Below are 12220 nucleotides of genomic sequence, written 5' to 3'. Positions count from 1 at the left end.
CCATGCCCTGGCTCGTATCGGCGTGGCGTTATGTTGAAGATCGGTTAGCGGCCGGGCAGCTACCCCATGGTCTTTTGGTGAGTGGCGCATACGGTGTGGGCAAGAGCCGTTTTGCGCACCAGGTGGCGGGGTTGCTGGTGTGTGAAGCGGCGGTCCGCACAGGCCGGTCTGCCAGGTTGGTGGCATGCGGCCAATGCAAACAATGTGAGCTGGTGGCGGCGTCGACCCATCCCGATATCCGCAGTTACGCACCGGAAAAGTCGAAAATGATCAGGGTGGATCAGGTCCGCCAGCTGTCCGAATTTGCGGTGGGCTCCCCGCGGGTGGCGCAGCGCAAGGTGATCATTGTCGACCGTGCAGACCAGCTCAACATAAACGCCGGCAACGCCCTGTTGAAGACGCTCGAAGAACCATCCGCCGACGTAGTGCTGCTGCTGTTACAGGAAACCGGCCGGCCGGTATTGCCAACGTTGCGGTCCCGCTGCCAGAACCTTGCGCTCCCGTTGCCCGATTTTGAGCAGGCGCGGCAGTGGCTTGCGGCTGAGCTGGCGGCGCTGCCTGACCAGGAACAGCCGGCAGAGGCCGAGCGCAAGAGAGCCCTCAGGCTGGCGGGGTGTGCACCGCGCCGGGCCCACGAGTACCTGACCAACGGGTTTCTTGAGCAGCGCCGTGAGGCACTGGATGGTTTTCGCCGGTTTATGAAGAACGAGTTGACGGTGGCGGAAGCCGCGCGGCCGTTCAGAACCATGGGGCTGGAGCCGACGCTGGCATTGATGGAGAGCTGGGCGGCGGATCTCGCGCGTCTGGGGGCGGGCGGGGAGGCCGTCGATGAAGATGCGGCCGAGATGTTGCGTTATCTGGCAAGGACCAACCCGCCGTGGCGTAGCCATCAGTTGCTGGATGCGTTCCGGGAGTCGCGGGAGGCGGCTGTCTATAATGCCAGCCCCGAGCTGGAGGCTGAACGCCTGCTGATTCTGTGGCAGGGCCTGATGCCGTCACGGCGCCGTCGCGGGGCGGCCGGATCGGGCTGAGGATTTAGGTTGAGCTTTGCCAGATTCCCCCTGCTATCATGGTGTTCTGGCAGAGTTAATGGCTAAATCGGTGTAACTTTATACGTTGATAGGGGTGTTCACTATGAACCCAGGTTTTGGTGCACGAAGTGGTATTCTGACCCTGACGATCAAGGACAAAGCAGTGCTGTACGCAGCCTATATGCCGTACATACGGCAGGGCGGCATGTTTATCCCGACGCAGAAGCAGTACAAGCTCGGTGACGAGGTGTTTCTGTTGCTGAACCTGATGGATGAGCCGGACAAATTGCCGATTGCCGGCAAGGTGATCTGGATAACCCCCAAAGGCGCCCAAGGCAACCGGGCCGCCGGCATAGGGGTACAGTTTACCGGCGACGATGAGTCTGCCCGCACCAAAATTGAGTCGTATCTGGCGGGTTCACTCAACTCGGACCGCCCGACACACACCATGTAATCAGGTGCATCGCCAACAGGCGATGCCTTGCAGGCTGTTTCTCATGAATGGAAATACCGTTTCAGCGTCTGTGGCCGATCAGGCCTCGGCAACCCGACAGGTCAGCTGGGCCGCCAACCACCTGACCCTCGCCGGCATGCATTGGCCCGGTCCGGCCGGTACCCGACAGGAGCCTCCTGTGGTGCTGCTGCATGGCTGGCTCGATAACTGTCTGTCGTTTGTCCGTCTTGCCCCGGAACTGGCGCGTACCGCCGACGTTTACGCGGTCGATATGGCGGGACACGGGCTGTCGGATCACAGGGCTGCGGCACAGTCGTATGCGCTGGTCGACTACGTGACAGATCTGGCCAGCCTGCTGGATCAACACTTTGCCGGTCCGGTGCGGCTGGTGGGGCACTCGTTGGGTGGCATAGTAGCGGCCCTGTATGCGGCGGCCTTTCCTGAGAAGGTGCATCGACTGGTGCTGATTGACAGTCTGGGTCCGCTGACCCGCGCCCCCGAGCAGTATGTTGAACAATTGCGCCGAGGCATAAACAAGCGTCTGGCGGGTTCCGGCGCGGCCGCCGTTTACCCCAGTGTCGAGGCCGCGGCGAAGGTACGCATGGGCGGGTTGAGTCCATTGTCACGGGATGCGGCCATGGCATTGGTGCCGCGTAATCTGCGGGCGGTACCCGGTGGCTACCAGTGGCGTACCGACGCCAAATTGCGGCACCCGTCGCTGATGATGATGAGTGATTCACAGGTGTTGGCAAGCCTGCGTGCGCTGCGCATGGATACCCTGCTGGTCCGCGCCCAGGGTGGCATGCTGGCCGACCGGGAGGGGTTCAGGGAGCGGCTGGCGGCCGTGGCCGGGCTGCAGGAAGTGATCGTTGCAGGCTCCCATCACTGCCATCTGGATGGTGACACCGAGCCGGTGACCGAAGCAATCAGGGAGTTTCTGTTTAGTGCATAACACATTGTTTGTTCATGGCGTATTGTTGAGTGTGCTGCTGATGACCACCTCGGTGCTGGCCCAGGGTGTGGCTGACCGGAGTCTGGTACAGCCGTTTCCCCAGTCGGATCTCGAAGTGGAAACGTCGATAGTGTCACCGGCTCACCGGGTGCTGTTAAGTCCGGTGCGTGAAGTCAATAACCAGATACGCTCGGAGTCCATGGTGCGGGTACCGGTGGACGGCCGGGGGCAGCTGTATCAGATCAGGCCCGATTCCAGTCGCGGCGAAGCGCGGGACCACTACCTTCGTCAGATCCAGGCGTTGGGCGGGCGTGTGCTGTTTGAGTGTACGGCGCGCAGTTGTGGCCGAAGCAACGCGTGGGCCAACCGGATTTTTGGTCAGGCAACCCTGTACGGACGTGACAACACGCAGGATTATTTAGTTGCTGCGATCGAGGTTGCCGACGGGGAGCGCCACTTGCTGCTGGTGTATACCGTCACCCGTGGAAACCGACGCGAGTATGTCTGGGTGGAACAGCTCAAGCTGGGCGAGGGCGCGGTAGTGCCCGGATTCGCAACCACAAGTGCACGGGTCAAAGGGCCGGTAAGTGTCTCCTGGAAAGGGGGAGTAACCTACCGCTTTGACTGGACCGCCAATGACCGTCGCGAGATCAGGAACTGGGCGAGTCAGCCCGGTGCACGGGTGATTCTGTTGGGATATTCAGGTCTGAACGATACCGAAACCATGGAGGCCTCGATGGCCCGGGCCAGCGAAGCGCTGGAGGCTATGTCCGCCATTCTGCAGAAAAGTGGCGTCGGCGCCCAGCAGCAAAGCCGCCTCGTGATTGGTCCGGCGCTGGTGGGGCGCACCCCTGAATTGCCTGCGGACCGGATTGAGGTGGTGGTGATCACAGCGCCCGGTGAAATGCAGTAACGCAGCAAGGTTTAAAGGTCAATTATGAGTTCACCAGGGGATAGCAATCCAACTGAGCGATCGGGCACCGGTCGTGCGGACCCGGTCTCGGCGGTGGAGGCCCCCCTTGCGGTGCGGGGTGGCGAGCCCAAAGCCACCGTGGCATTGACCCTCGGCAGCGGCGGCGCCCGGGGTTACGCCCATATCGGCGCGATCGAAGTGCTTGAAGAGCGGGGGTATGACATTATTGCCGTGTCCGGTTGCTCCATGGGCGCGCTGGTGGGCGGAATCTACGCCGCCGGCAAACTTCAGGAATACAAAGACTGGGTGACCGGGCTCGGACAGTTCGACGTCATCCGGTTGCTGGATCTGACTTTTAATTCCAGCGGCGCCATTCGTGGCGACAAGGTGTTTTCGATTGTCCGGGACATCCTCGGCAAGACCCGCATTGAGGATCTGCCCATTGCGTACACGGCCGTGGCCACCGATTTGCTGGGCCATAAAGAGGTCTGGTTTCAGGAGGGATTGCTGGAACAGGCCATACGTGCCTCGGTGGCCATCCCGGGCCTGGTCAAACCGCTGGTGCTGAACAACCGGGTGCTGGTGGACGGGGCGCTGTTGAATCCCTTGCCGATTATTCCGACCATCTCCGCCCACGCCGACCTGGCCATTGCGGTTAACCTGAGCGGCGAGAACGAGCGCTTCAATGACCTGCAGGACGCTGCGTTTGAACGACCGGCGCCGGACGAGGGCGATGCCCGGATGGACTCGATCATCGACAAGGCGTCCCGTTGGTTTGACTGGGATGTGCTGCGAACGTTTGGCAGCCGTCGCGACAGTAACCGGGAGGGTGCTTCGGACGACCCGGCAGACAAAATCAGCCGGGCGGTGGAAGACGGCGCGGCTAACAATAAAGGCCCGGTTGATGCCGTTGACGAGGCCACAACAATCAATTGGGATCAGCTGGGGATCGGGCGGTTCGATGTCATGAACCTGGCCATCGACACCATGCAAAGTGCCCTGGTGCAATACAAAATAGCCGGTTACCCTCCGGACCTTCTGGTGAATCTGCCCAAAAACGCCTGCCGGACCTACGATTATCACAAGGCCCCGGAGTTGGTTCAGTTGGGCCGCGAACGCATGTCGGCTGCCCTGGACCGCTTTGAACATGACCGTGGGAGTCACGACCCCGTAGCAGGATAAGGCCGAGCCTCGTATACTTTACCGTCTGTTTGCGCACTTACTGAAAAGGAACCCCTTGCTTGTGAATCACCCTGTTGATGAACTGATCACCATTCGTGACTGTCTGCGATACATTTCTTCCCGGTTTGCCGCATCGCCGCTATTTTTCGGACATGGGACCGATAATGTTTGGGATGAAACCGTGCAACTGGTGATGCGCAGCCTGCATTTGCCTATGGACAACAACACGGTGTTTCTGGACGCGCGACTCACCCGGGAGGAACGCCAGCAGTTGCTTGAGCGAGCCCAGCGCCGCATCGATGAGCGCATACCGCTGGCGTACATTCTGGGGGAAGCCTGGTTCATGGGGATGCCGTTCAAAGTGGATGAACGGGTGCTGGTGCCACGCTCGCCGATAGGTGAGCTGCTGGAAGCGGGTTTGCAACCCTGGCTGGGGGATCTGGACGTTGAACGGGTGCTGGATTTGTGCACCGGCAGTGGTTGTATTGGCATCGGGGCCGCGAGCGTGTTTCACGGGGCGGAAGTGGATCTGGCGGACATCTCCCCGGATGCGCTTGAGGTGGCTGCCGCCAATATTGACTACCACGAAGTCGGCGACCGGGTGCGCACAGTCCGCTCTGATGTCTTCAGTGAGATTCGGGGGCGCTATGACGTGATTTTGAGCAATCCCCCTTATGTTGATGCCCAGGATCTGGCGTCAATGCCGGATGAATTCCGTCACGAACCCGAGTTGGGGTTGGCCGCCGGTGAAGACGGTCTGGACATCGCTCACCGCATACTGGCGACGGCGGCGGATCACCTGAATCCCGGCGGTCTGCTGGTTGTTGAGGTCGGCAACAGTTGGGTGGCGCTGGATGCGGCCTACCCGGAGTTACCGCTCACCTGGCTGGATTTCACCAACGGCGGCGATGGCGTGTTTGTGCTGACCGCGGAAGAGCTGCTGACCTGGCGCCAAAAGAATTCCTGAAACCATCTTAAATAAACCTTATAAGTTGCTGAATTATGTCTGGAAACACATTTGGTAAGCTGTTCACCGTAACCACCTTCGGTGAAAGTCACGGAGTCGCGCTGGGGGCGATCGTAGACGGTTGCCCGCCGGGGCTGGAGCTGTGTGAGGCCGACCTGCAGCGGGACCTGGATCTGCGCAAGCCGGGTACATCGCGCCATACCACACAGCGCCGTGAGCCAGATGAGGTGCGCATCCTGTCGGGCGTGTTTGAGGGAAAAACCACCGGCACTCCCATTGGGTTGCTGATTGAGAACAAGGATCAGCGCTCCAAGGACTACTCTAAAATTGCCCAGCAATTCCGCCCGGCACACGCCGATTACACCTACACCCACAAGTATGGGGTGCGTGATTACCGCGGCGGCGGCCGTTCTTCCGCCCGGGAGACAGCCATGCGGGTGGCGGCTGGCGGTATCGCCCGCAAGTATCTGGAGCAGCGGTTGGGCATCCGGATTCGGGGGTATCTGGCACAACTGGGCCCCGTGGTGGTCGACAAGCTGGATTGGGATCAGGTCCATCAGAACCCGTTTTTCTGTCCCGACAAGGACAAGGTGGCGGAGCTTGAGGCTTACATGGACGCCCTGCGCAAGGAGGGGGATTCCATCGGCGCCCGCATCAACGTTGTGGCGGAAGGTCTGCCCCCGGGGCTGGGCGAGCCGGTGTTCGACCGTTTGGATGCGGATCTGGCGCACGCACTGATGAGTATCAACGCGGTGAAGGGCGTGGAAATCGGGGCAGGTTTTGGCAGTGTCACCCAAAAGGGCACCGAGCATCGGGACGAACTGACCCCGCAGGGGTTCTTGTCGAACCACGCCGGCGGTGTGCTGGGAGGGATTTCCACCGGGCAGCCGCTGCTGGCGAGCATCGCGCTCAAGCCCACGTCCAGTCTGCGGTTACCCGGCAAAAGCATTGACGTCGAGGGCAACCCGGTTGAGGTGATCACCACCGGGCGCCACGACCCCTGTGTCGGTATCCGGGCGACACCGATTGCAGAAGCCATGACCGCGCTGGTGGTTATGGATCATTACCTGCGTCACCGTGGCCAGAACGGGGATGTCACGGTCTCCACCCCGGACATCGAAGGAAATCAGCAGCCGTCCTGAGTTTTTCCGGCCAATGCCAGCAATGCCTGAGCCGCCGGGCTCAGGCTCCTTCCGCGCAAGCCAATGGCGCCCAGAACCCGGCTCAAGGGGGTAGCCAGCGGCAGGATGCTCAAGGTGTCATCCACCATGTGGCGAGGCAGTACGCTCCAGCCAAGACCGACGCTGGTCATCACTTTGATGGTTTCCAGATAGTTGGTGGGCATCTGCGGTTTCAGAATCAGATTGGCTTCCAGGAACAAGCGGCTGATGGTGCGATAGGTGGCGGTGCCCGCTGCAGGCAGCAGGGCGTCGTAGCCGGCCAGATCGTTCAGGCCGGGTGCGCGCAACCGGGCAAGCGGGTGCTCGGGGCTGCACACGAACACCATTGGATCCTGCCAGCTCAGGTGCACATTGAAGCTGTGGCTGATGGCTTCGTTCAGGGTAACAAACGCCAGTTCGGCAGTGCGCTTGAGCATCTGGTCGTAGGCGCTTTCTGAGTCCATGAACTGTAATTCCAGGCTTACCTCGGGGTAATCCCGGTTGAACGGGTGTAACCAGGCGGGCAGGTGGTGCAGGCCAATGTGGTGACTGGCGATCAGCGATAAACGCCCGGTAACGCCAGTGCTACTGACCACTGCCAGGCGCGCATTGTAAACCTCATCGAGGATACGGTGCGCGTGGGGCAGCAAGCGTGAACCGGCGTCGGTCAGTTGCAGGGGGCGTTGCCCCCGATCAATCAGCGTAACCCCCAGTTGCTGTTCCAGTGTCGCCAGGCGTTTGCTGATGGCCGGCTGGGTAAGGTGCAGCTGGTCAGCGGCTTCCGAGAAGGAGCCTTGATCGATGATGGCTATAAACGCTCTCAGGTATTGTGGGTCCATTCCTGTCAGGAATCCGAAGCATAAGGAACATGAATTGAGGTTATGATGGTAAAGCGTATACCATTAGGGCAATCACGAACAGTGTCAGATTCAGCCAGTGGAGGCTTACATGGCAGGTAAAACGTTATACGACAAATTATGGGATGATCACCTGGTCACGCAGCGTGATGACGGTTCTGCACTGATCTACATCGATCGGCACCTGCTGCACGAAGTGACGTCGCCCCAGGCGTTTGAAGGTCTTCGGCTGGCGAATCGCAAGCCCTGGCGGTTGGATGCAAACCTGGCGACCCCGGACCACAACGTACCGACCACCGATCGGGACAAAGGCATCGACGGCATTGAGGATCCGGTGTCCCGGATTCAGGTGGAAACCCTCGGCGAGAACTGCGAAGAATTCGGAATTCTGGAATTCGAACTGATGGACCAGCGCCAGGGGATTGTGCACGTGATTGGCCCCGAACAGGGCGCCATCCTGCCGGGCATGACAGTGGTGTGTGGTGATTCCCACACTTCGACCCACGGTGCCTTCGGTATCCTGGCGCACGGCATCGGTACGTCCGAAGTCGAACATGTGCTGGCAACCCAGTGTCTGGTGCAGAAAAAAATGAAGAACATGCTGGTGCGGATCAACGGCAACCCCGGTCCCGGGGTCACAGCCAAAGATCTGGTGCTGGCCGTCATCGGCGAGATAGGCACGGCCGGTGGCAGTGGCTACGCCATAGAATTTGGTGGTGACGCGATCCGTGGTTTGTCCATGGAAGGGCGGATGACGGTATGCAACATGGCGATCGAGGCCGGTGCCCGGGTCGGCATGGTGGCGGTGGACGATACCACCATCGACTATGTGAAAGGCCGTCCCTTTGCGCCGACCGCGGCGCAGTGGGAGCAGGCAGTGGCCTACTGGCGAACCCTGCACAGCGATGCGGATGCGGTGTTTGACAAGGTCGTTGATATCGACGCGACCGCCATCAAACCTCAGGTAACCTGGGGGACCTCGCCGGAAATGGTTGCCGGGGTCGACGGCCTGGTACCGGATCCGGCGGATGAAAGCGATCCCATCAAGCGGGAAGGCATCGAGCGTGCCCTGAAATACATGGGCCTCACCGCCAATATGCCCATCACCGATATCAAACTGGACCGCGTGTTTATCGGTTCCTGCACCAACTCGCGCATTGAAGACCTGCGGGAAGCGGCCGCCGTCGTGAAGGGCCGCAAGGTGGCGGCTACGGTCAAGCAGGCGATGGTCGTGCCCGGTTCAGGATTGGTCAAAGCCCAGGCCGAGAGTGAAGGCCTGGATAAAATCTTTGTAGAAGCGGGACTGGAATGGCGGGATCCCGGCTGCTCCATGTGTCTGGCCATGAACGCGGACAAGTTGGGGCAGGGGGAGCATTGTGCGTCCACCTCGAACCGCAATTTTGAAGGCCGGCAGGGCTTTGGCGGGCGCACCCATCTGGTCAGCCCGGCCATGGCGGCCGCTGCCGCCGTTACCGGCCATTTTGTTGATGTCCGTGAACTGACCCATTAATCCAGCTGGAGAGTACCATGCGCGCATTTACGCAACATACAGGAATCGTGGCACCCATGGACCGTTCCAACGTGGATACGGACATGATCATTCCCAAGCAGTTTTTAAAATCCATCAAACGCACCGGCTTTGGTCCCAATTTGTTCGACGAGCTGCGATATCTTGACGAGGGCAAGCCGGACCAGGATGCGTCCCAGCGTCCGCTGAACCCCGATTTCGTGCTCAACCAGGAACGTTATCGGACCGCCAGTGTGCTGCTGGCCCGCAGCAATTTCGGCTGCGGTTCCAGTCGTGAGCACGCCCCCTGGGCGCTGGATGATTTCGGGTTCCGGGTGATCATCGCCCCCAGCTTTGCGGATATTTTCTACAATAACTGCTTTAAGAATGGGTTGTTACCCATTGTTCTTGCGGAAAATATTGTTGATCAGCTGTTCCAGGAGGTTGAGGCGGAAGACGGTTATCAACTGACCGTCGACTTGCTGGCACAAACGGTCACTACGCCCTCCGGGGCGGTGTTCAGTTTTGAGGTTGACGGTTTCCGACGCCATTGCCTGCTCAATGGCCTGGATGATATCGGCGTCACTCTCGAAGACGCAGACCGGATACGGGCCTATGAAGAGCAGCGTCGACAGACCGCGCCCTGGCTGTTCAACACCCTCAGCTGAGTGGCTCACTCCCCCAAACAGAGAGCAAGGATATAATCATGTCGAAAACCGTATTGTTGTTGCCAGGCGATGGAATTGGCCCGGAAATTATTAACGAAGCAGAGAAGGTGTTGCGGCGGGTCAATGAGACATTCAATCTGGGGCTGACTTTTGACACGGCCTTGGTGGGCGGTGCGGCCATCGACGCCGCCGGCGTTCCGCTGCCGGACGAGACCTTGAACAAGGCGCGCCACGCCAGTGCCATTCTGCTGGGCGCGGTGGGCGGGCCCCAGTGGGACGGGCTGGAAATGGCCCGGCGCCCCGAGAAAGGGCTGTTGGGTCTGCGTTCCAATCTGGAGTTGTTCGCCAATTTCCGTCCGGCGATCCTGTATCCGCAGCTGGCTTCCGCGTCGTCGCTCAAGCCCGAGGTGATTTCCGGGCTGGACATCATGATCGTGCGTGAGCTCACCGGCGGCATTTACTTCAGCGAGCCCCGGGGCGTCCGTGAGCTGGACAACGGCGAGCGCCAGGGTTACAACACCTATGCCTACACCGAATCGGAGATTCGCCGTATCGGCCGGGTGGCGTTTGAAGCGGCCCAGCAGCGCAACAAAAAGCTGTGCTCGGTGGATAAGGCAAACGTCCTCGAGGTCACCGTATTGTGGCGGGAGATCATGAACGAGCTCGCCAGGGAATACCCGGATGTCGAGTTGAGCCACATGTACGTAGACAATGCCGCGATGCAGTTGGTGCGCGCGCCGAAACAGTTCGATGTGATTGTGACCGGCAACATGTTTGGTGATATTCTGTCGGACGAGGCCGCCATGCTGACGGGTTCGATTGGCATGTTGCCCTCGGCGTCACTCAATGCCAACAAGCAGGGCATGTACGAACCCTGTCACGGTTCGGCGCCCGATATTGCCGGTCAGGGCGTTGCCAACCCGCTGGCGACCATACTGTCCGGCGCGATGATGCTGCGCTACAGTCTGCAGGAAGAGGAAGCCGCCCGGGCGATTGAGGCCGCTGTTCACACCGTGCTCGATCAGGGGCTGCGGACCGCCGATATTATGTCGGACGATTGCACCAGAGCAACCACCCGGGAGATGGGTGAGGCGGTTCTGGCCGCGCTTTGACCGGCGCAGTAACATACACACATACCCGATGGCCACGGCATGCAGTGGCCGCGGGTTTATTCATCCTGTCCTTGCCAGCGATACCGGCATCGGGCGGGCACTAGATGAGGTTCAAGGGTCGCACATGAAGCGAGTTGGACTTGTAGGATGGCGTGGCATGGTGGGTTCAGTCCTCATGCAGCGCATGCGTGAAGAGAATGATTTTGCCAGCATCGAGCCGGTCTTTTTTACCACCTCCCAGGCTGGGCAGGCGGCACCGGATGTCGGCAAGGAAGGTGTGCCGGCCTTACAGGACGCGTTTGATATCGATGCACTCAAAGCGCTCGATGTTGTTATTACCTGTCAGGGCGGCGACTACACTTCAAAAGTTTACCCCAAATTGCGGGAAGCCGGCTGGCAAGGCTATTGGATTGACGCGGCGTCGACGCTGCGCATGGCCGACCATTCGGTGATCGTGCTGGACCCGGTAAACCGCAAGGTTATCGATGCCGCGCTGGATAAGGGGGTCAAAGATTTTGTCGGCGGTAACTGCACGGTCAGCCTGATGATGCTGGCGCTGGGGGGGTTGCTGGAGCAAGACCTGGTGGAATGGGTATCGCCCATGACCTATCAGGCGGCGTCCGGCGCCGGCGCAAAAAAACATGCGTGAACTGCTGGAACAGATGGGGGCATTACGCGACAGCGTCGCCGATCTGCTGGCGGATCCGTCCTCCGCGATTCTGGATATTGATCGCAGGGTCACCGAGACCATGCGTTCCGACGGGTTTCCGGACGAGCAATTCGGCGTGCCGCTGGGAGGCAGCCTGATTCCCTTTATCGACACTCAGACAGACAGTGGACAAAGTCGCGAAGAGTGGAAAGCCCAGAGTGAGACCAACAAGGTTCTGGGTCGCACCGATAACCCGATTCCGATTGACGGTGTCTGTGTGCGCATCGGTGCCATGCGCTCGCACAGTCAGGCGCTCACCATCAAGTTACGCAAGGATCTGCCGATAGCTGAAATCGAGTCGATTCTGGCCAAGGGGAACGATTGGGTCAAAGTCATTCCCAATGACCGCGATGCCAGTATGCAGGAACTGACCCCGGCGAAAGTAACCGGCACCCTGGATATCCCGATTGGCCGCATCCGGAAGCTGGCCATGGGACCGGAGTACATTTCGGCTTTTACCGTGGGTGACCAGTTGTTGTGGGGCGCGGCTGAGCCGCTGCGGCGCATGCTGAATATCCTCCAGCAACGCTAATCCCCGGAGAGCGGAGCGTTGTTTATGCCAACTGCGTCCGGTTTCCGAGAGCCAGTCAGGGGTGGAGGCTGAAATCAGTCTCCACCCCTGTTATTTTCAAGGGGTGCAGGCAGGTCGGTGCATAGCGCGCTTGTCTGCAGGTGACAAGCCGTTTTGATGCGGCCTTACAGTGAGTT

General features: G+C 60.0%; 11 protein-coding genes and 1 pseudogene. 11 read left to right on the top strand and 1 reads right to left on the bottom strand.

What is annotated here, in order from left to right:
* The first annotated feature begins 2 nt into the window (after nucleotides 1–2).
* The 7 genes from BG841_RS15615 to aroC all read left to right on the top strand — a co-directional run bounded on the left by BG841_RS15615 (nucleotide 3) and on the right by aroC (nucleotide 6641).
* A complete protein-coding gene (locus tag BG841_RS15615) occupies nucleotides 3–1031 on the top strand; it encodes a hypothetical protein (RefSeq protein ID WP_070058876.1) in 1029 nt (342 codons plus the stop codon).
* 103 nt (nucleotides 1032–1134) lie between these two features.
* Nucleotides 1135–1485: a PilZ domain-containing protein gene (locus tag BG841_RS15610; RefSeq protein WP_070058491.1), complete on the top strand. Its 351-nt coding sequence runs from the start codon at nucleotides 1135–1137 to the stop codon at nucleotides 1483–1485.
* 43 nt (nucleotides 1486–1528) lie between these two features.
* Entirely contained in the window at nucleotides 1529–2437 is a 909-nt protein-coding gene (locus tag BG841_RS15605) for an alpha/beta fold hydrolase (RefSeq protein WP_141737116.1), read from the top strand.
* Complete coding sequence (locus BG841_RS15600) at nucleotides 2430–3350, top strand: DUF4892 domain-containing protein (protein ID WP_228141683.1); 921 nt, start codon at nucleotides 2430–2432, stop codon at nucleotides 3348–3350. Before BG841_RS15605 ends, BG841_RS15600 begins: the two co-directional genes overlap by 8 nt.
* Nucleotides 3351–3374: 24 nt before the next feature.
* Nucleotides 3375–4532 (top strand): patatin-like phospholipase family protein, encoded by a 1158-nt coding sequence (locus BG841_RS15595; protein WP_083260286.1) that lies wholly within the window; start codon nucleotides 3375–3377, stop codon nucleotides 4530–4532.
* Between the two features lie 61 nt (nucleotides 4533–4593).
* Nucleotides 4594–5499: a 50S ribosomal protein L3 N(5)-glutamine methyltransferase gene (prmB, locus tag BG841_RS15590; RefSeq protein WP_070058489.1), complete on the top strand. Its 906-nt coding sequence runs from the start codon at nucleotides 4594–4596 to the stop codon at nucleotides 5497–5499.
* A gap of 35 nt (nucleotides 5500–5534) precedes the next feature.
* The gene (aroC, locus tag BG841_RS15585; RefSeq protein ID WP_070058488.1) at nucleotides 5535–6641 is read left to right on the top strand and encodes a chorismate synthase; all 1107 of its coding nucleotides are present in this window, start codon (nucleotides 5535–5537) and stop codon (nucleotides 6639–6641) included.
* Here the strand turns inward: aroC and BG841_RS15580 are convergent.
* The gene (locus tag BG841_RS15580; RefSeq protein ID WP_070058487.1) at nucleotides 6626–7498 is read right to left on the bottom strand and encodes a LysR family transcriptional regulator; all 873 of its coding nucleotides are present in this window, start codon (nucleotides 7496–7498) and stop codon (nucleotides 6626–6628) included. The two genes, aroC and BG841_RS15580, sit on opposite strands and share 16 nt — an antisense overlap.
* A gap of 109 nt (nucleotides 7499–7607) precedes the next feature.
* On the opposite strand from BG841_RS15580, the gene leuC reads away from it, so the two are divergent.
* The 4 genes and pseudogenes from leuC (at nucleotide 7608) to asd (ending at nucleotide 12044) form a co-directional block, all read left to right on the top strand.
* Nucleotides 7608–9026: a 3-isopropylmalate dehydratase large subunit gene (leuC, locus tag BG841_RS15575; protein WP_070058486.1), complete on the top strand. Its 1419-nt coding sequence runs from the start codon at nucleotides 7608–7610 to the stop codon at nucleotides 9024–9026.
* A gap of 17 nt (nucleotides 9027–9043) precedes the next feature.
* Complete coding sequence (gene leuD, locus BG841_RS15570; RefSeq protein WP_070058485.1) at nucleotides 9044–9691, top strand: 3-isopropylmalate dehydratase small subunit; 648 nt, start codon at nucleotides 9044–9046, stop codon at nucleotides 9689–9691.
* Between the two features lie 38 nt (nucleotides 9692–9729).
* Nucleotides 9730–10803 carry a 3-isopropylmalate dehydrogenase gene (leuB, locus tag BG841_RS15565; RefSeq protein ID WP_070058484.1) on the top strand — a complete coding sequence of 358 codons (1074 nt, stop codon included), beginning with the start codon at nucleotides 9730–9732 and terminating at the stop codon, nucleotides 10801–10803.
* A 124-nt stretch (nucleotides 10804–10927) separates the two neighbouring features.
* A pseudogene (asd, locus tag BG841_RS15560) lies at nucleotides 10928–12044 on the top strand (aspartate-semialdehyde dehydrogenase).
* Nucleotides 12045–12220 lie beyond the last annotated feature (176 nt).

Source organism: Marinobacter sp. X15-166B, assembly GCF_001752365.1.
Taxonomy (GTDB): Bacteria; Pseudomonadota; Gammaproteobacteria; order Pseudomonadales; family Oleiphilaceae; genus Marinobacter.
The sequence above is the reverse complement of the archived record's forward strand: the minus strand, read 5'-3'. Positions and strand labels throughout refer to the sequence as shown.